The following is a 20,462-nucleotide window of genomic DNA, read 5'->3' on the forward strand; positions in this document are numbered from 1 at the left end:
CATGAAGCTGGTAACGTTATGGATGGCTTCACTGGATTGGACTGGCTGGCCAGTCAAGATTCCTCGCCGCTTTAGACTGTTTTCTTGATGTATTGTAAGCGGTTGTCCGACCGCATATTGTCCGCTGTCGCCTGATCTGTGATCGACACTCCATGGATGAGTGACAACGAGGATCTTGCAGGCATACGTCAGAGTTGCCTTAAGGTGTACTACGCTTATCGACTTACACGGTTACCGTGCTGCTTTCGGCGCTCTTTACGGAGACACACCCAACAAGAAACATCAGGACCACAATCCGCACCTCGGAACTCCGTAAGTCGCTCAGTTTGCTATTCCGTGGCTCTACACTCACTCCTGAAATACACCTCAGACAGCCGAAAGTTTCCTTTGTGTCGCCTGCACTGAGCAACGATATCGATACTCGCCTTCAAAAAAGCCACGATGTCGGCCCGGTCCAGGCCTGCGCCGCCCTGCGACTCCTTAACGAGCAGGACCAGTTGCTCAAAAGCCAATTCGGCCGAGTTCGCATGGACCGTGGTTATTGAGCCAGGATGGCCCGAATTCACGTTCCGGATATAATAAAAGGCCGTCCCATCGCGAAGCTCCTGAAGCAGAATCCTATCCGGCCGCATACGAAGACAGGATTCGAGAAGCTCTTTCGGTCCGGCACGCGAAAGCCCCTGCCGTCCTTTCGAGTAGAACAAGCGCACGTGGTTCGGTTGTGAGATAACGAGCTCGGGAGTGTCCTCGATTGAAATGACCCTCTCGTTTTCGGGAATATGCTTGATCAATGCTTTGGAAAGCGTCGTTTTCGCCGAACCTGTGGCGCCAGAAATGATGATGTTTTTTCGAGCGATGACGGCCTGCCGCAGGAAATCCTTAAAACGGCCGGCACGATATGTTTCACACAGTTCCTCATCCTGCGCGGAGGAGGAGGTACTGGTCGCTGCGCACGCTGTCTGGAAAAATCCCTTTTCCTCCAGATCATCAAGACTGAAGTCGACCGAGGAAGGCTTGCGGATTGTCATGCTGACAGTGTCATTGATGGTCGCCGGGGGGATGACGATCTGGATTCGTTCGTTCCCGGGTAGCGTCGCCGACAATATTGGACGCGTCTCATCAATCGACTGATGGGAAAAACTTGCGACTGCCCGGGCAAGACGCATGAGCTTTTCGAAGGTCAGCTCCGGCATTTCATAGGTCCGCCACCCACCGGGACCTTCCGTCAACACCTGCCCGGGCCGATTGACAATCACCTCTAGGAGAGACTTGTCCTGAAGGAATGTCGAAAACGGCTTCAACAGCTCGCTGACGACAGCCGATTCTTGCCTCTCTGACATTTCGCGCTCTATTTCGTTAGGAGCGTCGATCGTGGCGCGAAATCCCCCAGGACTGCACGATCGAAAACGCGGTTTCTGGGTTCGGTCACCCGAAGACCGTAGATGCCGGAAAAGTCGAGATCGCGAGCGACAAAGATCGAAACCGGTTCACCTTGGTGCTTATTGAGTGTCGGCGGGATATTGATGGACTGCTCGACCGCGATGGCGGCCGCCTGTTGACTGGCACTCGTTGTTTTTTGCGCGTCGACATCGCTGTCCTGCAGCCGACTGCTTGCATAGTTCGTCGCGTCCCCGACAATGGAAAGCAGAAGAGCGCTGCCGAACCGCTCCCACCAATGGGTGTCGACATGGCCGTCGACACCGGCACGACCCAGTGCGTCGGTTGCTGGTGATGCGAGAGTGACGATAACGCCCTTCGGCGTTTTCGCGCGATTCCAGAGAATGAACAGGCGCTTTTGCCCGCGTTGAAGCCCTCCACGATATTCGCCGACAACCTGCGTGCCCTTTTCCATCAAGACCACCCTGCCATTGTCAGAGAGAACATCGCGGTTGATCACACAAGTGGTAAATCCCGGCTGGTCGGATGCTAACGCGGTTTCAAGAACGCAGGGAATGGTCGTTCCCATCGCGACGATGAAATTGCGGTTTCCGAGTGTACCGGCCCTTGAGCCTTCAAGCCGCGTTGGCCGCAGCAGGCCATCGAAACGATGCTGCTCATTGTTTTGCTGGTTCTGAACAGACATATTGTTGTCGAGCGGCACGAAATTACTGTTGTCGGAAGGATAAGAGCTGTCGCTTTCCCTCAGCTCTTTCCGATTCCTCTGCCCTCCACTGAAGGCCATCACGGGCGCGCGGCGGGCGGAATCGAGCAGCTTATCCTGCTCTTCAATGACCGGTTCGACGACAGGCGTTGGCAATTTTACTTCAGGGAGCGCCTGGTCCGGTTCAACTTTCTCTTTTGCGGCCTCGAAGGGGGTCGTCTGACGAATAATGATCCGTTCGGGCTGAAGATTTTCATCCCTTCCCTTCTTTCCCGTCGTCGACCAAAGCGCGAAGCTGACAAACGCGATGATCGCAATGGCAACAGCGCCGCGTTTCAAGAGAGGGCTGTTGTCGATCTGACGACTGGTGACGGTTTCGGCACGCTCTCCGGGGATGCGATCCTCGTCTTCCTGAGCCATGACTGTTCCCTTCCCTATCGCCCGGTAACATCGCGCTTCACGACGCGCTCCACCGAAGGAGACGTTGTGTTGGTGTCAGGATTGATACCGACGCGGTCGTAGGCTTCGTTGAAGACGCAGAGCACATCCTTGCCCCGACGCAGGATGAACTTGCGGCTGATCGCGTGCACCATCACCAGATCTCCATCGACCGACTTCGGAACAAGGCTTTCGGAGCCGTCGGAGTTCTCCATATAGATTGCGGGCATTTCCTGGTTACCCACAAAGGCAAACGTTGTAATCGTGCCGTTGTCGTAGACGCTTTGCGGCTCCAGTGCCTGCGATCCCTGAGAAGAATAGCGCCAGTTTCGAGGGCCATAGGCTTCGTGAAGCGCCAGCACATTGTCGGCGTCCTTCGCCTGGGCCGCGAGAGCCCTCGACGCTGCCTGCTGGCGGCGAAGCTCGGCGTCATCGCCTGGATACCTGTACTTCACGTAGAAGTAGGTGTTTTGGCCAGCCTCTACGGAGCCATCGCGCGCCGTCAGTTCCATCTGGTAGCTGCGGGTCGAGCCATCCCTGCGCGTCGTAACCACGGAAATATTCGTCACCGGCTGGCTCTCGCGTGGCTTCAGGAACAGGATGTTGCCGGCCGGCGCAACTTCCCAGGCGACGCTATTGCCGAGCGCGACATGGGCGATTTCCTCGTCCGCCGCGAACTCGACCTGTACGGATGACCGCAGAGTGCCGACCACCCGCGTGATGTTGTAGGGTTGGTAGTTCACGAACCGGACACGACTGTCTTGCGAGGCACCTCGGGGTATCTCAAGCGCAAACGCCGGCGACATCGAAAGGGTCACGATGAGTGCAGGAATTCGAGGGATGCGCATCATCTCACCTCCTCCGGATCAGCGCGATACTCGCTGACGACGAAGCCGAGCGGGTTTACGAGCCGGTCCGTCGAGGACATCGGAGCGTTCGCGTAGGAATAGGTGATCGACGCAACCCAATGGGTCGTTCGTACTTCCTCGCCACGCGTGATGGTTCGCATGTAGCGTACGGAAACGACATTCTGATTGATGAGGGAGATTGAAGCGATATCGATCCTTGCTGTAGCCCCGCGACCATAAGTATTCTGGGGCGATTGCGGGTTGCTGCCACGGTAGAGGGCCGCGAAACGCGTTTGCTCCGCTTGCGTCGACAAGAGGGCGATGGTGCGGAAATTTTCCTGTGCTTCACTCCAGACGTAACCCTCGCGGGCCCGGACATATTTTGCAGCGAAATATTTCGTCACCGCCTCATCGTAGGTGCCAGCCGTCGATGTCAGCGCTGACACGACGTCGACAATGCCGGTCGAATTGTCGACGCGCACCACAAAGGGTTCAACCGTCTTGAGGGGTGTGAGACACGCGACCGCGAAGACGGCTACAGCGGCGACAATGCCTGAAACTATGGCGATCGACCAGGCAATCCTGTTCGATCGCTCGACCTGGATCATCCGGTCCTGGTCGAAACGACGTGCTTTGTCGAAGTAGCTCTTGAGATTATCTGTCGTCACCATGTTTCATCCCTCACAACGGCGATAGGAACCGTCGATGTCCAGATGCGCAAAAGCGGAAGTCTCGCTGGCCTCTTTTACGAAAGGTGTGAGGGACGTGGACGAACTCGTGTTGGATTGCTGCTGTTTCAGCTTGCTGCCGCCCTCCCAGTCCCACATCGAGCGGTTCAATGGGCGGCGCGAATAGCCGTCGCAGTTCGGCAATGGGTAGGTCATCGAAGCGCAGCCGACAAGCGTGGCTGAAAAGACGATCAACAGGGCAGGCTTAATCATTCAGCAGGCCTTTATCTAATGTTCTGGACTGGGTGTCATACGCCGGCATTTCTTGATCCGAAGGCGCGGCGAGCAAACCGAGCACCGCGACCGATCATCCGGCCGGTGTGGGAGGCTGCTCTGGCCAGCATGCCTTCATGCGCATCGCGTGCGGTCGTGTAACCATAGACCAGCGAGGCGCCGCCAGACGCCAGCGCCGATGCAATGCCAGGTAGCTGGTAGAATATGTACAGGGCAGCTATCCCGATGGCACAAAAAGCAATAGGGCGCATAAGGACGTCGCTGTAGCTGTCGATTGCGGTGAAGCTCGAGTCCAGGCAGGAGATCAAAAGCGAACCGACGGCAACGACAAGGACCTGAAGGATCACGAAGTTTGCGAGCTGCCCGATCCAGGACTCGGTAAAACGGCGCGTCGATTGAAACATGGCAAGCGCAATGAAAATCGGCCCGATCGCCAGGACGATCGCCAGCGCCAACCGTGCATAAAGGGAAACAACATAACCGATCCCCGCCACCAGAAAGCTGACGCCGATCACCATGATGCCGCCCACACCTGTGACGATGTCAATCGGCCAGGAAGCCCTGGTCCAGATATCGGTCGCAGAGGCCTGGCCCTTGTCGAGCAGACTGTCAAAGGTGCTGGCACTCGGCGCCGTACCTGCATTCAGCGCCTGAGCGATCTCGCGTGGCAAAACATCGAAGAAGATGTTTGTGACATAGGTCTGATATTCGCCGGCGTTCTTCACCAGCATCACTATGATCGCGAGCTTCATCGCGCGGAAGGCGAAGTCAAGGATAGGTTCCTGGACCGAGCCCCGAAGGATGAGATAGCCGTAGAGGACGACGTAGAGGGTCACTGCCACCGTCAACGGACCAGCGACCCATTCTGCTATGTTCGACGTCCCATCCGAGACGAAAGTCTCCAACGGCCGCTTGAACTGACCGTCGATAAACTCAAACACCTGGTACATTTGGTCAGCCTCCCAATGCCTTGCGCATGTTCTGGAGCCGGAGCTTAACCTCGGCCGCTTCCGCGTTCTGGCAATTGGGCGTCTGGCGCAATGCACCCGGGTTGTTGCGGCACTCGGTAATCGTACGGGACAGCAATTCGGTGTCGGCGACGAACTCGTCCACCGTATGAGTTCGCTCCGCCTCTTGCGAACAAGCCGACAAGAGCACCAGGGAAAGGACGATGAGGGTGCACTTCACTGCAGCGCCGCCTTCATATTGTCCATCCGTTGGCGCCAGTCCTCCGCCTTGCGCTGTTCGTCGACCTGGTTCTGCGCCTGCTGCACCATCCTCAGCCCCTCCATCCGCAGGACGTCGGTCTGAAGAAATGCCTGTTCGGCCTGCAGCCGAGCCTGCAGGTCGGCAATCTCTTTGGCGTCGCCAGCCGTGGAAATCTTTCCCCGCAGCTGATCAATCCCGTTGATGCGCTTGGTCGCGGCATCGTAGATTTGCTCACCAAGGCTCATTTGCCCGGCATTCTTGTTCTGAAGCCGGGACAATTCCTGAGCGTAGAAATCATCGGCGTCAGTGCGGTAGGTCGAGTTACCTTCCAGAAACCTTGAGGCGGAATCACCGAACACGCCGGTACCGTTGCCTTTGAGCAATCCCTTGATGGCAGCGAAGTCGGAGGGAAGCGCCTTGCGGATCGCCGGATCGTTGAGAACCTCGGCGACATCCGCCATATCGGTCAGCTTGTTGAGCGAGCCATAAAGCTGCCGAGCCTGGCCGATCTGCTCATTGAGCGCGTCGAGTTGCGACTTGAGCTGCGCGATGCTCTCGATCTGCTTGGCAATCGCAGCCTGATCGTTGACAGGAATCCCCTGCCCTGACGCGCCTTCAGCAGCAAGCATGAGCACCGCGCTGAGCAGTACGCCATGAAGTCGATAGGAAGTCATCAGCTAGCACTCCTTCGCTGTTGGAAAATGGGAAGCCAGTTCTCGACGTCGTCTCCAACCTCCGCGCGGATCGCGTCGAGAAGTTCGACATTGGCGGTCCGGCCGGAGAGGATGGCGAGCTCGTCATCGAAGCCGTTGAGATCGAGCTCGGCAACGACGCTGTTGTGTCCTTGCTTCAACACGAACCTCCGGCTTTCAACGGAAAGCTCGCGCGCTATCAATTCGTATTCGCGCTCGGTGAGCTTGAATCCATCGACATAGTCGGCATGGTTGCCGCGCGAGTTGGGCAGGAAGATCTGTGTCGGGCATTGCTCGATGATCGTGTGCGCGATTGGCGAGTTCAGCGCGTCGCGTGGGCTTTGCGTGGCAAACAGCATCAACCCATTTTGTTTGCGGATGGTCTTCAGCTTGTTTTGCGCAAGATCGCGGAACCCCTCGTCCTGTAGCGCCTTCCAGAATTCGTCGATGACGATGATGATCCGGCGGCCATCGATCATCTGCTCGACGCGATGGAAGAGATAGGCCATCAGCGGTGTGCGAATTTCCTCGTTGTCGAGGAAGTCGGTCATGTCGTAGCCGATGAACTTCCCTGATCCGCCGAAATCGCCAAATCCGATATCTTCGATGACATTGTCGAAGACCCAGCCGAGCGGCCCTCCCTCCTCCCACCGGCGGAGCCTCGCCGCGATACCTTCTGGATCCGTATTGTTGAGGAAAGCCCGCAGCGCCCCTATTGTCCGTCGCTCAGCGGGCAGGTCGGCAAGGCCGTCGATCGCGCCGGAGATGTCGCGAAGTTCGGTGACAGTCAGTTCCCGCGCCCCTGAACCCACAAGCTTGCCGATCCAGCGCGCCAGGAACACCTTGTTCTCCGGCGTCAGGTTGAGGGCCTTTAAGGGAGCGCAGCCGGTGGGGACCCCGTTCTTCAGCGGCAGGTAGGTGCCTCCGGCGGCGCGAACATAAAGGTCCGCGCCGCGATCCTTGTCGAAGAACACCACGTGCGGGTCGTGTTTCTCGAGCTGTGACAGCATGAAATTGACAATCACGGTTTTGCCCGCTCCCGACGGACCGCACATGAAGGTGTTGCCCAGATCGCCATAATGGAGATTGAAGTAGTAGGGCGAGCCTGAAGCGGTCTTCAGCAGGGCGACGGCGGGTCCCCACTCATTGCCGTCCTTCTGTCCGATCGGATAGGAATGGAACGGTGACAATGCTGCGAAATTCTTCGAGCTGATCGCGCCTGAGCGCGCGCGGTAACGAAAATTGCCCGGAAGTTGCGCCCACCATGCCGCTTCGAGACCAAGATCCTCGCGCGCAACGACAGCCCCGCCATTGGTCAGGCTGGCGCGAACCTTTGCCAGATTGTCGGTCAATTCCTTTAACGTGGTCGCAAAGACGGAGAGTGTCAGGTGATGCTCGCCGATCACGAAGCGGTTGGACTCCAGGTCGTCCATCGCATCGTCAAGTTCATCGATTTGCGAAGCCGCCTTGTCGCCGCTGCTCACCAACTGGTTTTGCTTACGCCCCATGATGACGCGAGCGTCCGCCTTCGACACAAAGCAGAACGACTGTGAGAGAATGAGCTCAAACGGACTGTTTAGAACTCCGTCCAGCATGCCTGTCCTGGTGCGGGCTGGATATTCCTTGAAGCTCAGCATGCCGGCAAAGCGGCTTTCTGCCTCATGCCGGATCTCGATCGTTTCCCGACCTATGATTACGCGATCAGAGTAAATTGCCGAGGCGACGCGACCTTCGGTAAGCGGCACACGCTCGCGCCTCCCGCCGACGAGCTGGTGTAGCACCTCGCTCGGTTCAGAGAAGAGCATGCCTTCCTGTTCGTAAAGAGAAAGGACCCTTGGCTCAAAGCGCCTCAAGCCCGCCACTACGTTGACGACCTTGTCCTTAAGCTGTTTCAGAGCCTCTTCATCCAGCTCCATATCGAGTCGTTTTGACCGTCGAAGGTACGACAGCAGCTTCCCCGCCTTGTCTGCAGGGCCACGCGCTGGCGACCAAAGGACGGTCAGATAGAGATCGTTGCGGAAAAGGTGTTCGCGCGCCATGCGTTCCCGGTATTTCTCGTTGAGCGAGGCGGAGAATGGCGTTGCGAACGTTCCGCCCGGATAGTCGCTATCCCTGCGCCGAATGAGATGGGTCCAGATCGCGAGCCGCTCATCGGCAATATTTCGATAGAGCGTGTTGAGGTCGCGATGGAGCGCGTTGATGTCGAGCAGATCAGCAGTTTCGAACGATACGCCTGCGAGCGCGACCATGACCATGAGTGTCCGGGACTCGAGCGCGATTGTCGTCTCGTCGATGTGCCGCACGTAAGGGATAAAAGCCTCTGGCGTGAGTTCGCGTGATCTAAGGGTGGCGATGTCAGGCAATTCCAATATCCCTTTCGTCGAAGCGGCGTGTCAGCCTCAGAGGGGAAAGTGTTGCCCCGCCCCAATAGGCACCGTTGCGTGAACGGCCGCGTGTCTCGACCCAGGCGAGCAGGATGCGGAACATGTTGTGATCGTGCTTGACGAGCGCTTTGAAGATGAGATGGAAAACGATGCCGACGAACGCGTAGGCGATAGATCCGGCGACGATGTAGAGGATCGTCGTGACCATGATGTTGAAGCCCATCGCCTCCATCGTGACACCGGCAATCATCGCGGGACGCGTACACGCGATGAAGAGTGTGTCTTCTTCGAGAACCGTTTGTCCGCCCACCATCTTCAGGCTCCGACGATGGTGTTGACGAGTTCGGTTGCGCCAAAGATGCCGCCAATTCCGATGATCCAGAAGCCCGCTCGCCTCAGGTCCATGTAACCAAACATCCAGGCGATGCAGATGACGATGACCGCAATCACGGCGAGAAGCTTAGCAATGTTTCCCGTCAACATGTCGACGATGTTCTGCAGGACGGTTTCGATGCCGGCGGCTTGCGCGAAGGCGGGCTCAACCATCGTCACTATAATGGCGGCAGCCATGACGGACGAGGCGACGACGGGTCTGATCCGGGAACTAATTATCATTCACTCTGCTCCAATTCCAATTGATTGTCTTGAAACACCAGGACGGATGAACGGCTTCGGGTCTTGAAGACGTCCCAAGCGGACGCCGCCGAGATCGCGTGTGCTTCCCCCGGAGTGTTTTCCGCCACCACTTCGGCAACGACGTCTGCTTGGGAAGAATTCGCCGACACGTTTGTCTGCAACCCTTTTCCCGTGTCGCCGATTGTAAATCGAGCCACTGTCGGTCCGAGCCGTTCGATTTCGCGGCGAACCTGATCGCCATAGTTGACCACGCCCCCGACCGACGGATCGTCACGTCCATAGCAGGATTGCAGCACCTGCTCGGCCCTGGGACTGTCAGCACCCTCCTTCACCGAGAGGCAGCAATAGCCGTCGGATGGCGTCGCTGGAGCCTTCAGGTTAAGGCAGCGAGCGAAAGCGGCTGGTATCGAGAGGTTCAATCTCCACAGTTCTTCCGGCCCGACCCCGTCGGGACCAATGTGTATGTCATGGCATGTTGCCTCCGAGGATGCGGCGACTTCGATTACATCGGCCTTGGTCGCAGGTTGCCGCCCGAGCGGTGCACGGCTGTTGATCCTGATGGTGAACGGAGCGCACCGGCTTTCGGGGCTGACCACACCCGCAAGAGCCTCCGATGCAACGAAGGGTGCGCAGGTCTGCGCAAGATCTGAGAAGACAACGGGCATGTCAGAACCACACCCTCTGCGTGCCGACGCCCTCAATCGTCACATCGACGTATCGAGGTTTCTCGCGGACCAGGGGTCGCGCCACGGTATTGGCCAGGCATTGGTATCGCCCGTCTACCCTTTGCCACCTCGGTGACGTGACAGAGCCTTTGTTCGGATCGCCACCGTCTCGATCTCGCCGGCAAAAGCTGTCGCTCACGGCTTGCAGTGACGTGGAAATGCACGTCGCGTCACGTCCCCTGGGACCGTAGCCAGCAGATAAGCGGTAGCCGGCGTTGCAGTAATATGGTTCGTAAAAAGGGCGAGAGGTCTGAAAACCCACGCCCGCGCAAGTTGGAAACGAACGCCCTTTTGCCAACCACCTCCAAAGCTTCTCGACGGGCGGCCTGCATTCGCCATACTGGGTCGGACCGCCGGGATTGGATAAGCACAGGATAACCTGGCACCCCCATTCGTCGGCACGAGCGCTTCGCTCCGAAATGGTATAGAGTGAAACGAACCCTGACGCTGCTATGATCATTCGAAAGAAAAGGCCCTTCATGCCCCCTACTCTCCGTCTTCCTAAATGTCCGCCTCAACTGAACGGCGACTCGTCTCAATTATTTGACTATGCAAATAATAGATAGTTAAAACGATGGCAAGCAATTTAAGTGAAAGATGGCAAAGTCAGGCCTTGTCCGTTTTTGCGGTGCGTGAAATCCTGGAGAAGCCGATCGACGGTGAATCGGCGCAGTCGCGCATCAAACAGATCGGCATGATGAATATTCTCTACCTGATGCACCAGGCGCATCAGAAGTTAACACTCTCAAATGTAATTGATATTACCGGCATGACGCGTGGTGGGGTGATCGAAACCATTGAACTCTTGGTCCGACGGGGCATCCTTACGGAAACGCTGGGAAGAAACTCAATGGGACGAGGAACGGCTCGACAGTTTGAGTTTTCCCCGCAGGTTTTTGCCGCGCTTGGTGGTGCCGCGGCGGCCGGAAATGCCTGATTTTACCAAGTATGTTTTATACGGTATTCATGTGGACGCGGTTTTAGATTAGAGGGTCGGTATGTGCCGTACCGCTCACCAGCATTGTCGCGGAAGATTTTCGCTGCCGAGTTCGTTCCAGGGGTCTGCGCCTGGTAAAGCAGCCTCGACTGACCCTCTGCCACAGCGATGGCGCGAGGCAGGCCATCAAGCATTTTGCTGGGGTGACTGATCACGGCGATACGCCAATCCTGTAGTTTTGTCGGGCAGACTGCGGAACGGATGGTCTGTAGCGAGGTTATTCTCTGACAGAAACAAGCAGGGTCGGCCATCTGGGCTCGAGCTGCTCACCAAGGAGATCAACATGAAGCTTCCGCAGAACACGGTCGTTGCCGTTGCCGATGGCGAAAAGCTTAGCCTTTTTCGGAACGACGGAGATGCGGCGACTGTCAATCTGACAGCGTTGCCAGATCCGGCGATCGACAGCTCGAAGATCTCTTCCGGCGCCCGACATTCCAGTAGCTCGGCTAATCCCGACGATAGTCAGCAAGACGAAGACGGGTTTGGTGCAGGTGTTACGGATATGCTGAACAAGCAGGTGCTTGAGGGCAAGATTAAAAGTCTGGTGATTGTCGCGGCACCGCGCACACTGGGTGAGATGCGCAAGGGCTACCATAAGTCGTTGTCGGACGTTCTTATTGGAGAGCTGGATAAAGATCTGACTGGCCATTCTGTGCAGGATATCGAGAAAGCACTCGCTGCCGCTTAAATTCTGCATCTAAACGGCGTGATCGGCCCCGCCATCCCCGGCGGGGTTTTTGCTTGGCGCTCGTTGGGAATGTAGAGAATCGGCAACAATGTAGTGTTGCCAAATTTTACTAGACTGTCCCTGACAAAAACGACGCCACGACTTCTTGCTTACGTCTTATTTCAGGAGACGGCGGGACTGATCTGAATAGCCGGCACGAAGGCGCAAAGCTGACGTCACTTCCGAGTTGGTCCAAAGATGAAAAGCAAGTGGCATGTACTCCGACCGTGAGGGCGACGAGACCACAACTGCGCAAACGCGTTTGAGCGAGGGAACAAACCGGACGAAATCTCCGTTGCTCGTCATAATTGTTTATTTGGAGGCGTGTCATGAAACTCAAGCTGGCTCTAAGCGTGATACTGAGCGTTACCTTCACGGCAGCAGTCGCGGAAGCGCGGACTCAATGGCATCTTTACGGCACGGTTCCGGTGACGGGTGACTACGTACGTGAGATCGCCTATCGGTCGGCACTCGACAGATGCAGTTTTGAATCTTACCCATCATACCACCCCGTCGGTATTTATGCAGGTGCGTATGGCTCTCCCGAAATGCGCAGATGCATGTACCGTATGGGTTTCATCTTGGAAAATGGTGAGCCTCTCGCATACCCCGTGAGGAAGGCGAAGTACCTGTTAAGGTAACAAGACGCCAAAATATGTAAGATCGAAGCGTCTGACAGTCACCGTTTCAATCACGATGAACTTGATACGTTTACGGCCCCGGTTGCTCATCAAAGAGGAGCCATTTTGGTTTGTCGAGTGAATCGCGTATTGAAATCCGGCTTCCGAATATCGACTTTCAGGATAACCTGGAGGTCGAAATGATCTACATTGTCATCGCGTTATGCGCGCTCGTCACAGCATTCTTTGCTTGCCGGTACTATGCCGCCAAGATTCTGCTTGTCGAATACGATATCGACAAAGCTATCGCACGGAAATTTGAGTCGAGTGGGAAGGCTATTGAGCTCGCGAAACTTCGAGAAGAAAACGCAGTGATGCGAAACCTTTTGCTCGACCTTCTGGAAAACGAAGTGGCTTTTCCGGTGCAGCAGGCAACGGTATCAGTCGACGACCTATTCAGGATGAAAGCAACCAAGATCCAAAGGTATCGCGAGATACTGGCCGAATCCCGGCATGTCTTGCAGCAGCGTGAGGCCAGTCGCGTTTCCGGGCTCTCCAGCTCACTTAAGAGTACCGAGCGCAGGATGTGAGATTCAACATACACTCAGAGAAAAATAGCAAGAAACCGAGCAACGGGGATGACGGAAAAGCCGACGGCAACCCTTCTTGAGGCAGAGCGTCTCCTGTCGGCCCGAAGGAGACATTGAGATGCGGAACCGGTCGGCCCGCATCCCATAATCGCTGAATGCGTCTCACCAACTCTTTTGCACAAGTTCGCCTGATGGAGCGCAAGCGTAGAACCCTGCTGTCGGTCCATATGCGTGCGTCGTTGCTAGAGCGAATGCGGGGCGTGCGCCATCTTCAGGTGAGTGCCCCGGTCCGTTGCCTGTCATATCAGTCGATGTCAGGCCGGGGTCTACCGCATTCACTTTGATCCCTTCCCGATCAAGCTCCTTCGCAAGCTTGACGGTCAACATGTTCAGTGCAGTCTTTGAGGCGCAGTATCCGCCAAAACCGACCGTCCATGTTTCGCTCCGCATGTCCAAGGCATCCGTCAACGAACTGAGGCCGCTGCTCATCATTACGATTCGGGCCGCCTTCGATTTGCGCAACAACGGCAAGAAGGCTTGAGTGACGCGCATCACCCCGAAAACGTTGGTGTTGAACATTTGCTGAATCTCGTCAATTGACTCCTCGGCAAGAGAGGGAGGCGAACCAAACATGAGCCCGGCGTTGTTGACCAAAACGTCGAGATGCCCGACTTCACTCTCGATAGTTTTGGCGGCACTGGACGCGCTCACATCGTCCGTAACATCGAGTTGCACTGCACGGGCGTCAACCCCGTTTTCTCTCAGTTCGAAAGCTGCCATCTCACCCCGTGAGATATCTCGGCACCCCAGCCAGACCGTGTGTCCGGCTGCGCCAAGCTGCCGTGCGATGGCGAGGCCAATACCCTTGTTTGCTCCTGTGACGAGTGCAGTGGGCGATGTGTGGGTCATGATGACGTCCCTGATCATTTCGATGTTAGAGACATACTACGAAATTCGTAATATTCAACCTTCGTATTTTGCGATCTGTTGGGTAATCCTCAGAAATTCGGTTTGGTCAACGGTATTAAGCGCCCGCAGCATCGCTTTGCAGGAGGCTCGATATCCATCGATATAGCCTGCGACCACTTGCTGCCCCTTGTCCGTGATCCTCAGAGCCACCGACCTGCGGTTTGCCTCAGGCCGCTGCCGTTCAATCATCTCCCGACGGACCAGCCGGTCGGCCGAAGACGACATTGTCGTCAGCGCGACCTGAAGATGCCGGGCTACATCCCCCAGATTACACTCGGGATGCTCATCAATGAAAAGAAGCGCCTGAATGTCGAGGGGGTTAAGCGAGTTTTGCATAACGGCCGCTGCCTCCGCGACCTTAAAACGACGGGTAAAGCGCTCAAAGGCGGTAGCGAGTTTTTCAATTTGTTCGGGTGTAGGCTCTGTCATTCCTGGTATTAAGCATTTCTGCTCGGAGGACGTAAGCCATATACCTTAGAACAGGCATTCCTTGAATTTATGCGATGACCGCTTTTGGCGCGAAACTGACGTCTGCAATTTCCACTGAACCGACATAATGAAGGCAAGCGATCTGGAGATAAGAGTTTAGTCAGTGAGTTTGAGAACGATCTTGCCACGGACATGTCCAGCCTCAGATAGCGCAAACGCCTCTCGGATCGCGTCTAGAGGCAGAACCATATCAACGTGCGCCACAACTTTGCCAGCCTCAACCAACTGCGTAATGGAAGCCAAGTTGCGCGCGCTCGGAACTGTAAATGACCTGTTCACGTGGACGCCGTAGCGCTCGGCTTCGTCGTCGGGAAAGGCTACAACCGTGACCATGAACCCGTCCTTCTTGAGGGTTTTGAAGGCGCGCTGAAATACCTCACCACCCATTGTATCGAGCACGACGTCAATGTCGCGGGCTACGTCTTCAAATCGTAGGGTCGTGTAGTCAATAAACTCGTCAGCCCTAAGAGCCCGGACAAACTCCTCGTTACGGCCCGAGGCAACTGCCGTGACGTGCGCTCCTTTTGCTTTGGCCAACTGCACGGCAAGAGAACCAACCCCACCCGAACTGTTGGTGATCAGAAGACGCTGTCCGGCAGAAAGTCCTGCTTCGTCGAAAAGCGCCTGCCATGCCGTGGAGCCTGCCAGTGGAAGAGCCGCTGCGTGAATGATGTCGATATTATCGGGCACCCGAACGACATTTTGTGCCTCGGCAACCGCATATTCTGCAAAGGCACCCGTATGTACCATACCGAAGATGGTCTCACCCTGCTGAAAACTGTCGACGCCAGCGCCGACCTTCTCGATCGTGCCGACAAGTTCGCCCCCAAGATGAATTGGCAGGGTCATCCCCATGCGCTGGCCCGTACCACCGCGAATTTTCCAGTCCACCGGGTTCACACCAGCCGCATGGACCCGGACCAGGAGCTCGCCTTCACCCGGCTCTGGCCGTTCCACTTCAACGATCTCCACCACATCGTTCAACCCGTACTCCCGGATAACAGCAGCTCTCATTGTTTTTCTCCCGAATGTTGATCTGCTCCGTTATAAATGTGTATCTTCCCGATGTGATGCCAATCCACATCGAAGACAGGCCAATCATATGAACCCGCCTTTCACGATCCATCGCATGAGCAAACCAAGCGGTTCAGCTCTGCCACTACATTCCCACGATGACGCCCAACTCACTTACGCCGCATCGGGTATGATCCAGCTTCATACTGACGAAGGTGTCTGGCTTGTACCTCCTCAGCTTGCGGCATGGATTCCGGCAGGTGTTCCCCATCGTCTGGATATCATAACGGACGCCGAGCTTTGGATGGTGCAGTGGGAACCATCTGCAATCGCGACCTGGGCTCCTCCAAATTTCCCGGATCGAGCCTTCGCATCCAAGGTCACACCGTTACTGCACTCACTGCTTGCCGCGGCTGTCAAAGACGATGCATCGTCGGTTAAAGCAGAACTTGTAGTGAGGCTGATACTTCTTGAATTGAGCGCAGTGTCAGATGCGCCGACCTACCTTCCAATGCCAGGTGACCCTGTCGCAAAGAGGGTAGCTGAGATCGCTCTTGGCGATCATCGCAATCGCATGAACTTGAACGAGTTGGCATCACGCGCTGCGACCTCTGTTCGCACGGTAAGCCGCCTGTTCCCGGCGGAGACGGGAATGACGCTCAAAGCCTGGAGGCAACGAGCGCGGATTGTTAGAACGATGGAGCAACTCGCTCGAGGTAAGTCAGTTGCCGAGGTGGCGAGTGATGCAGGCTTCTCAAGCACTGCTGCGTTTTCCTTCGCGTTCAGACAGGTGACCGCAACAACACCCGGCGCATTTCTCTGCGGGCCTGAACCTTACAAGCGGTTGGCGTGAGTATCCTATGTCTGATGATGGCCCAAACCGGTCATTGCCGTGGAAAAAAATCAGGAGTTGCGCGACAATTCGGTATAGCGTTTGATGTGCTTAGCTAGGCGATCAGCATCGCAATCGGGACAGCACAGCCTGATCCCCTTACCAGTCAGCAGTGCTTGCGGTTTACCGCAGGATGGACAGGTCAATATTGCCGGGTTGGCATTATAGACAACGCCGCCTTTCCAAGGGAAATTGACATCCGGTCGCTGGGCCTCGAACTGAGCAAATTCCTGCCAAGGGAAATTGTTTGACAGAAAAAGCTGGTGAAGCAGTTTCAACCCCCAAAGAGGCTTCAACGAACCATCGCTGACATTGCCCGAGAAGATTAGTGTGCTCAGTGAGGTGAAGTCAGAGAGTGGCGAAAACGTGTCAACTTTGTTCTTACCGGAGAAGGACGGCCAGATCGTTAGAGCTTGGAGTTCCTTCAAAAATTGCAACCCATCAAGGGTATTCAGTTGATCACATGAATAGACCCAAAGAGTTTTGAGCTTCGGAAATCGCGTTGCGATCCCCCGAAAGGAGGTGAGCTTGCGGCATTCAACAAGATAAAGGGACGTTACGTGCTCAACGTCAGAGAGTCCGCAGAAATCTACTAGCGGAGCACCTTCTAAGCACCAACTCAATTCGCTGGGAACAGGAAGTCGCTCAATCTTCTTTACTGAGCGATGGATGCCGTCAGGGCTTCCCCGAAGGAATTCCAAAGTACCAACTATCGCTGAGAAATATTCCAAATCTAAAGCCGCACCAACTTCGTTAGGATTTAAGCTGTTCTCACAACATCTTAAATAAAAGCTAAACTTGTTTCGCTGGCTTTTTCGAAGCCGCAGAGTAGGAAGTTTAGCAGCAGCCACAATGACCACAATTGGCGCGAAGCGGAAGACCGCAGTTGGCCCGTAGTGGTCATTGAGCTTGGCTAATATACAGGTATCGATTTACGATGCGCCCGCTGCTCTGGAGCCGTTTTTGGTAGACCTCCATTCGGTCATGGACTTTTTCCGCGACTTTCTGCGACGGTATATTTTCGGGGCTTATTATGCTGACCACCCTGCCCAGGCCAAGGGTGTTCAGCGCATGGCCCCGACAAGCTGTCGCAGCCTCAGTAGCAAAGCCGTTCCCCCAGAAGCCACGCCACAGATGATACCCAATTTCCGGTTCGGTGCCTTCAGGGGTTTCTTGGAGAGTAATCCCACAGTCGCCGATGACCTGTCCAGAAGAAGGGTCAACTACTGCCCAAAGGCCGAAGCCGTGCTTGAGGTAGCTGTCGAATGAAAGCTCCTGAAACCAAGTCCGGATTTCCGATGACGACTTGGTGCTTGGATAGAATTTCATGCATTCATGGTCGGCGTAAATCTTGCTCAACGCGTCTAGGTCTTGTTTCTCGACTTCCCTAAGAAGCAGTCGGTTAGTCCTCATAATGGTTGGCACGCAAACCTCTCATCTCGCCCGTCGGACACTCTGCCAAAAAGTTGACTCTTGTGCCATTGCCCCTTGACCTCAACTCTAGTTGAGGTTGTACGAATTTTAAGGCGGTCGCGGCCCATCGAACGCGTCCACGTCAAAGGAGGGCGTCTTGGTCACATATTTTCGCTACTCAAAACCCAAATATTCCGTCAGAACACGCCTGGTTGGAGCCGTATTGTTGCAGTTACTTGGCACCGGATTGTTAGCGTTCATCTTTTGCCATCTGGACACGCTTACGGCGAAGCCAACGATAACTCTCGGTCAGTTGTTGCCATGCTTGGTTGGGGGCGTCGCTGGGTTTCATTCTGTGGCTTTTCGTCGGCCAGCAACAGACGGCCAGCTTAGCCTTGTCTCAACATCGTTCTTGGCATTTGGAACCTTTTATTGGCTGGCGTCCTATTCATTGCCTGATCTTTTGCTAGCAAGATTGATATCGGGATTTGGACTGGGCGTGGTTGTTGCAAGAGCCTTCCGGCGTGGCTTTCTTGAAAATCCGGTAGTTCCCCGCGTCCGATAGATTCCCGACCGCACTTGGTGCTTTGCATTAGGGCAGTTCCCCGCCCGAAGCGGACATCAGGTCAGCTTGCATTCCTATCTTTCAGCCAAAGCCCGAATTCCTGAACGACTGCGACAACTTTACCCAGACGGCGTCCTTCTTCGGTGAGCGCATACTCCACCTTTACGGGAACTGTTGGGTAAACGGTTCTGGCAATCAAGCTGGCGTCCTCCAATGCACGGAGGTCTAGGCTCAGCATCCTTTGAGAAATGCCCGGTATGAGCCTCCTGAGTTCGTTGAACCGTTTTGGACCATCGATGAGATAGGATGCGATTAGCAAACGCCATCTTCCGCCCAGCAGATGCATTGCGAGCTCAACGGAACAACCGGTGACGGTGTCTTTCTGGAGTGCACCCCGTTTCACCGGACATGTCGGCTAGTTTGATTTAGCCCTGATGAACTGCCGAGGGGAAGCCATCTTGAGCGCGGAATGGGGATGGATTTCGTTGTAGTCCTCGATCCATCCGTCGATGAGCCGGAGCGCTGTTTCTGCGTCCGGTAGTGCTGCGATGCGGATATAGTCCCGCTTCAGGGTTTTGACGAAGGCTTCTGACATGCCGTTCGACTGCGGACTGGCCACCGGCGTGAAGCAAGGCGTCAGATTGAGCGCCTGGGCAAAGAGCCTTGTGTCCCTCGCGGTGTAAGCAGAACCATTGTCCGAGAGATGCTCGATGGCTTGTGGGGCTCGGGTGGCTGCGAACCGCTTCTCGACCGCCTCCAGCATCATTTCGCGCACGTCAGAGCCGGAGATGCCCGCGTTGGCGACCGCCGTCCAGGCGATGATCTCCCGGTCGAAGGCGTCGATGATGAAGGCGAGACGGATGACCTCGCCATTCCAGCAAGTGAACTCCAGACCGTCCGAGCACCAGCGCAGATTCGAGCGCATCACCATCACCTTGCCGTCGTGGAGGCGGCCCTTGCGAACGGCCGTATGCTTCTCCAGCAGCATGGCGTGGTTGCCCATGATGCGATGAACCCGCTTGGCGTTGACGACAGGCTTATCGGCGGCTCGCCTCTCGCGATTGAGGAGCGCGGCGATCCGCCGATAGCCATAGGTTGGCCTTTGATCCACCAGCCTGCGAATGGCGGGGAGAAGTTCTGCATCCTCGGCCTTGTGGTAGGCTCCGCGCGGCTTTGATCTGCCTTTCAGCCGCTCGACGAGGTTGGAACGGGATACGCCCAGCGTGTCGGCGACGGCCTTCATCGGGAACCGTCCTTCGGCAACAAGATCGGCCGCGATGTCCGTTTTTTTGAGTCTGCTTTGGATAAGGCTTCGCGGAGTATTTCGACCTCCATCGTCTTGCGGCCGAGCATGCGCTCCAGCTCGCGGACACGATCCTCCAGCTTCTTCACTTCCGAATTGCCGACAACCGGCTCGTCAGAATCCACGGCTGCAGCACCTCCCTCACTCAAGAGCCTGCGCCACCGGTAAAGCAGATTGGGCGCAACGCCATGACGGCGAGCGGTGGAAGACACCGTCTCGCCAGGTTCGAAACTCTGCTCAATGATTGTCAGCTTCTGCTCAGTTGTCCACCGCCTGCGGCGAACATCACCCGTCAGCAATTCAACGTGTCGATACTCGTTAGACATAAGCCTGTCCTCAAGCCTGTGCTTGAGCCTTTCTGCTTATGCCGACTGTCCGGTCGAAATGGGGGGCAGTTCACTTTCAAATTCGCACCTCCTGAAAACCGGTATAATTTATGTACCTAGATGACATTATTTTGCGTTCTTACATTTCTCTACCGCGTCAACTAAGTGGATTTTGGTCCTCGTGCAACATGTCGCGAGGCACTGAAATCCAGGAGACGACTAATGAAACTCTACTACATGCCCGCCGCTTGCTCGCTCTCACCACACATCGTTGCCAACGAACTGGAGTTGGATATCGAATTTGTCAGGGTGAACTTCAAAGATCATAAGACTGAAGGGGGCCAAGACTATTACGACATCAATCCCAATGGCTACATTCCGGCCCTGGACGTGGGGAACGGCGCGATGCTTTTCGAGGGGCCAGCCATCGTCCAATACATGGCCGATCTGAAGCCTCAATCCGGCCTCGCTCCCGCCAACGGCACTTTCGAGCGTTACAAGCTGCAGGAGATGCTGAGTTTCCTATCGACCGAAATCCACAAGGGCTTCATTCCACTTCTTT

At 55.8% G+C, this 20,462-nt stretch carries 26 protein-coding genes; 6 read left to right on the forward strand and 20 right to left on the reverse strand.

Annotated elements, in window-relative coordinates:
• Window positions 1–329: 329 nt before the first annotated feature.
• From virB11 to GH784_RS27460, 13 genes are read right to left on the reverse strand one after another with little or no spacing between them, the layout of a single operon-like run.
• Window positions 330–1,340: a P-type DNA transfer ATPase VirB11 gene (gene virB11, locus GH784_RS17060; protein WP_080850391.1), complete on the reverse strand. Its 1,011-nt coding sequence runs from the start codon at window positions 1,338–1,340 to the stop codon at window positions 330–332.
• Window positions 1,341–1,348: 8 nt separating this feature from the next.
• Entirely contained in the window at window positions 1,349–2,521 is a 1,173-nt protein-coding gene (gene virB10 / locus GH784_RS17065) for a type IV secretion system protein VirB10 (protein WP_153793587.1), read from the reverse strand.
• Between the two features lie 14 nt (window positions 2,522–2,535).
• On the reverse strand, window positions 2,536–3,390 hold the full coding sequence (gene virB9 / locus GH784_RS17070) for a P-type conjugative transfer protein VirB9 (protein WP_410170281.1): 855 nt from the start codon (window positions 3,388–3,390) through the stop codon (window positions 2,536–2,538).
• Complete coding sequence (locus tag GH784_RS17075) at window positions 3,387–4,058, reverse strand: VirB8 family type IV secretion system protein (RefSeq protein WP_003517248.1); 672 nt, start codon at window positions 4,056–4,058, stop codon at window positions 3,387–3,389. The genes virB9 and GH784_RS17075 overlap by 4 nt, the downstream gene beginning before the upstream one ends.
• A gap of 3 nt (window positions 4,059–4,061) precedes the next feature.
• Window positions 4,062–4,328: a hypothetical protein gene (locus tag GH784_RS17080; RefSeq protein ID WP_025591470.1), complete on the reverse strand. Its 267-nt coding sequence runs from the start codon at window positions 4,326–4,328 to the stop codon at window positions 4,062–4,064.
• Between the two features lie 35 nt (window positions 4,329–4,363).
• Entirely contained in the window at window positions 4,364–5,299 is a 936-nt protein-coding gene (locus GH784_RS17085) for a TrbL/VirB6 family protein (RefSeq protein WP_013637412.1), read from the reverse strand.
• A gap of 4 nt (window positions 5,300–5,303) precedes the next feature.
• Window positions 5,304–5,537: an EexN family lipoprotein gene (locus GH784_RS17090; RefSeq protein ID WP_003517253.1), complete on the reverse strand. Its 234-nt coding sequence runs from the start codon at window positions 5,535–5,537 to the stop codon at window positions 5,304–5,306.
• Window positions 5,534–6,232: a P-type DNA transfer protein VirB5 gene (virB5, locus tag GH784_RS17095; RefSeq protein ID WP_112153474.1), complete on the reverse strand. Its 699-nt coding sequence runs from the start codon at window positions 6,230–6,232 to the stop codon at window positions 5,534–5,536. Before virB5 ends, GH784_RS17090 begins: the two co-directional genes overlap by 4 nt.
• Entirely contained in the window at window positions 6,232–8,613 is a 2,382-nt protein-coding gene (locus GH784_RS17100; RefSeq protein ID WP_013637409.1) for a VirB4 family type IV secretion/conjugal transfer ATPase, read from the reverse strand. The genes virB5 and GH784_RS17100 overlap by 1 nt, the downstream gene beginning before the upstream one ends.
• Window positions 8,606–8,947, reverse strand: a complete 342-nt coding sequence (locus tag GH784_RS17105; RefSeq protein WP_013637408.1) for a VirB3 family type IV secretion system protein — start codon at window positions 8,945–8,947, stop codon at window positions 8,606–8,608. Before GH784_RS17105 ends, GH784_RS17100 begins: the two co-directional genes overlap by 8 nt.
• A gap of 2 nt (window positions 8,948–8,949) precedes the next feature.
• Entirely contained in the window at window positions 8,950–9,249 is a 300-nt protein-coding gene (locus tag GH784_RS17110) for a TrbC/VirB2 family protein (RefSeq protein ID WP_035200925.1), read from the reverse strand.
• Window positions 9,246–9,935, reverse strand: coding sequence for a lysozyme family protein (locus GH784_RS17115; protein ID WP_035200926.1), 690 nt, complete (start codon window positions 9,933–9,935; stop codon window positions 9,246–9,248). The genes GH784_RS17110 and GH784_RS17115 overlap by 4 nt, the downstream gene beginning before the upstream one ends.
• A gap of 1 nt (window position 9,936) precedes the next feature.
• On the reverse strand, window positions 9,937–10,476 hold the full coding sequence (locus GH784_RS27460; RefSeq protein ID WP_035200927.1) for a hypothetical protein: 540 nt from the start codon (window positions 10,474–10,476) through the stop codon (window positions 9,937–9,939).
• A gap of 93 nt (window positions 10,477–10,569) precedes the next feature.
• On the opposite strand from GH784_RS27460, the gene GH784_RS17125 reads away from it, so the two are divergent.
• From GH784_RS17125 to GH784_RS17140, 4 genes are all read left to right on the forward strand, one after another.
• Window positions 10,570–10,932, forward strand: coding sequence for a transcriptional regulator (locus GH784_RS17125; RefSeq protein ID WP_035252472.1), 363 nt, complete (start codon window positions 10,570–10,572; stop codon window positions 10,930–10,932).
• 343 nt (window positions 10,933–11,275) lie between these two features.
• A complete protein-coding gene (locus GH784_RS17130; RefSeq protein ID WP_112153475.1) occupies window positions 11,276–11,680 on the forward strand; it encodes a host attachment family protein in 405 nt (134 codons plus the stop codon).
• Window positions 11,681–12,048: 368 nt separating this feature from the next.
• On the forward strand, window positions 12,049–12,360 hold the full coding sequence (locus tag GH784_RS27280) for a hypothetical protein (RefSeq protein ID WP_003517269.1): 312 nt from the start codon (window positions 12,049–12,051) through the stop codon (window positions 12,358–12,360).
• Window positions 12,361–12,539: 179 nt separating this feature from the next.
• Window positions 12,540–12,929 (forward strand): hypothetical protein, encoded by a 390-nt coding sequence (locus GH784_RS17140; protein ID WP_236761979.1) that lies wholly within the window; start codon window positions 12,540–12,542, stop codon window positions 12,927–12,929.
• Between the two features lie 162 nt (window positions 12,930–13,091).
• On the opposite strand, the gene GH784_RS17145 is transcribed toward GH784_RS17140, so the two are convergent.
• The 3 genes from GH784_RS17145 to GH784_RS17155 all read right to left on the reverse strand — a co-directional run bounded on the left by GH784_RS17145 (window position 13,092) and on the right by GH784_RS17155 (window position 15,401).
• A complete protein-coding gene (locus tag GH784_RS17145) occupies window positions 13,092–13,838 on the reverse strand; it encodes an SDR family oxidoreductase (protein ID WP_080581043.1) in 747 nt (248 codons plus the stop codon).
• Window positions 13,839–13,892: 54 nt separating this feature from the next.
• Complete coding sequence (locus GH784_RS17150; RefSeq protein WP_003517275.1) at window positions 13,893–14,327, reverse strand: MarR family winged helix-turn-helix transcriptional regulator; 435 nt, start codon at window positions 14,325–14,327, stop codon at window positions 13,893–13,895.
• A 156-nt stretch (window positions 14,328–14,483) separates the two neighbouring features.
• On the reverse strand, window positions 14,484–15,401 hold the full coding sequence (locus GH784_RS17155; protein ID WP_003517277.1) for an NADP-dependent oxidoreductase: 918 nt from the start codon (window positions 15,399–15,401) through the stop codon (window positions 14,484–14,486).
• 115 nt (window positions 15,402–15,516) lie between these two features.
• Here GH784_RS17155 and GH784_RS17160 point away from each other — a divergent pair, with 115 nt between their 5' ends.
• On the forward strand, window positions 15,517–16,254 hold the full coding sequence (locus GH784_RS17160) for an AraC family transcriptional regulator (RefSeq protein WP_198928999.1): 738 nt from the start codon (window positions 15,517–15,519) through the stop codon (window positions 16,252–16,254).
• A 50-nt stretch (window positions 16,255–16,304) separates the two neighbouring features.
• On the opposite strand, the gene GH784_RS17165 is transcribed toward GH784_RS17160, so the two are convergent.
• The 4 genes from GH784_RS17165 to GH784_RS17185 all read right to left on the reverse strand — a co-directional run bounded on the left by GH784_RS17165 (window position 16,305) and on the right by GH784_RS17185 (window position 19,900).
• Entirely contained in the window at window positions 16,305–17,144 is an 840-nt protein-coding gene (locus GH784_RS17165; protein ID WP_323131478.1) for a leucine-rich repeat domain-containing protein, read from the reverse strand.
• 49 nt (window positions 17,145–17,193) lie between these two features.
• The gene (locus GH784_RS17170; RefSeq protein ID WP_003517283.1) at window positions 17,194–17,706 is read right to left on the reverse strand and encodes a GNAT family N-acetyltransferase; all 513 of its coding nucleotides are present in this window, start codon (window positions 17,704–17,706) and stop codon (window positions 17,194–17,196) included.
• Window positions 17,707–18,332: 626 nt separating this feature from the next.
• Window positions 18,333–18,617, reverse strand: a complete 285-nt coding sequence (locus tag GH784_RS17180) for a winged helix-turn-helix transcriptional regulator (RefSeq protein ID WP_010974412.1) — start codon at window positions 18,615–18,617, stop codon at window positions 18,333–18,335.
• A gap of 69 nt (window positions 18,618–18,686) precedes the next feature.
• Window positions 18,687–19,900 (reverse strand): IS3 family transposase gene (locus tag GH784_RS17185; RefSeq protein WP_153793589.1). Its coding sequence is split into 2 segments (ribosomal slippage): window positions 18,687–19,564 and window positions 19,564–19,900, totalling 1,215 coding nucleotides; the frame shifts between segments, so codons are not numbered across the junction.
• A 222-nt stretch (window positions 19,901–20,122) separates the two neighbouring features.
• Here GH784_RS17185 and GH784_RS17190 point away from each other — a divergent pair.
• On the forward strand, window positions 20,123–20,462 hold a 340-nt coding region (locus GH784_RS17190), incomplete at its 3' end, for a glutathione S-transferase N-terminal domain-containing protein (protein ID WP_194842977.1).

The sequence above is a fragment of the Agrobacterium tumefaciens genome (assembly GCF_009649785.1).
Lineage (GTDB): Bacteria > Pseudomonadota > Alphaproteobacteria > Rhizobiales > Rhizobiaceae > Agrobacterium > Agrobacterium tumefaciens.

Excerpts from the sequence above, each read along its gene's own strand:
- GH784_RS17105 (WP_013637408.1), bottom strand. The coding sequence starts at position 8,947 with ATGGTGGGCGGACAAACGGTTCTCGAAGAAGACACACTCTTCATCGCG.
- GH784_RS17140 (WP_236761979.1), top strand. The coding sequence starts at position 12,540 with ATGATCTACATTGTCATCGCGTTATGCGCGCTCGTCACAGCATTCTTT.
- GH784_RS17125 (WP_035252472.1), top strand. The coding sequence starts at position 10,570 with ATGGCAAGCAATTTAAGTGAAAGATGGCAAAGTCAGGCCTTGTCCGTT.
- virB10 (WP_153793587.1), bottom strand. The coding sequence starts at position 2,521 with ATGGCTCAGGAAGACGAGGATCGCATCCCCGGAGAGCGTGCCGAAACC.
- virB5 (WP_112153474.1), bottom strand. The coding sequence starts at position 6,232 with ATGACTTCCTATCGACTTCATGGCGTACTGCTCAGCGCGGTGCTCATG.
- GH784_RS17180 (WP_010974412.1), bottom strand. The coding sequence starts at position 18,617 with ATGCATCTGCTGGGCGGAAGATGGCGTTTGCTAATCGCATCCTATCTC.
- GH784_RS17080 (WP_025591470.1), bottom strand. The coding sequence starts at position 4,328 with ATGATTAAGCCTGCCCTGTTGATCGTCTTTTCAGCCACGCTTGTCGGC.
- GH784_RS17145 (WP_080581043.1), bottom strand. The coding sequence starts at position 13,838 with ATGACCCACACATCGCCCACTGCACTCGTCACAGGAGCAAACAAGGGT.
- virB9 (WP_410170281.1), bottom strand. The coding sequence starts at position 3,390 with ATGATGCGCATCCCTCGAATTCCTGCACTCATCGTGACCCTTTCGATG.
- GH784_RS27280 (WP_003517269.1), top strand. The coding sequence starts at position 12,049 with ATGAAACTCAAGCTGGCTCTAAGCGTGATACTGAGCGTTACCTTCACG.
- GH784_RS17160 (WP_198928999.1), top strand. The coding sequence starts at position 15,517 with ATGAGCAAACCAAGCGGTTCAGCTCTGCCACTACATTCCCACGATGAC.
- GH784_RS17075 (WP_003517248.1), bottom strand. The coding sequence starts at position 4,058 with ATGGTGACGACAGATAATCTCAAGAGCTACTTCGACAAAGCACGTCGT.
- GH784_RS17170 (WP_003517283.1), bottom strand. The coding sequence starts at position 17,706 with ATGAGGACTAACCGACTGCTTCTTAGGGAAGTCGAGAAACAAGACCTA.
- GH784_RS27460 (WP_035200927.1), bottom strand. The coding sequence starts at position 10,476 with ATGAAGGGCCTTTTCTTTCGAATGATCATAGCAGCGTCAGGGTTCGTT.
- GH784_RS17130 (WP_112153475.1), top strand. The coding sequence starts at position 11,276 with ATGAAGCTTCCGCAGAACACGGTCGTTGCCGTTGCCGATGGCGAAAAG.
- GH784_RS17110 (WP_035200925.1), bottom strand. The coding sequence starts at position 9,249 with ATGATAATTAGTTCCCGGATCAGACCCGTCGTCGCCTCGTCCGTCATG.
- virB11 (WP_080850391.1), bottom strand. The coding sequence starts at position 1,340 with ATGTCAGAGAGGCAAGAATCGGCTGTCGTCAGCGAGCTGTTGAAGCCG.
- GH784_RS17155 (WP_003517277.1), bottom strand. The coding sequence starts at position 15,401 with ATGAGAGCTGCTGTTATCCGGGAGTACGGGTTGAACGATGTGGTGGAG.
- GH784_RS17150 (WP_003517275.1), bottom strand. The coding sequence starts at position 14,327 with ATGACAGAGCCTACACCCGAACAAATTGAAAAACTCGCTACCGCCTTT.
- GH784_RS17115 (WP_035200926.1), bottom strand. The coding sequence starts at position 9,935 with ATGCCCGTTGTCTTCTCAGATCTTGCGCAGACCTGCGCACCCTTCGTT.
- GH784_RS17085 (WP_013637412.1), bottom strand. The coding sequence starts at position 5,299 with ATGTACCAGGTGTTTGAGTTTATCGACGGTCAGTTCAAGCGGCCGTTG.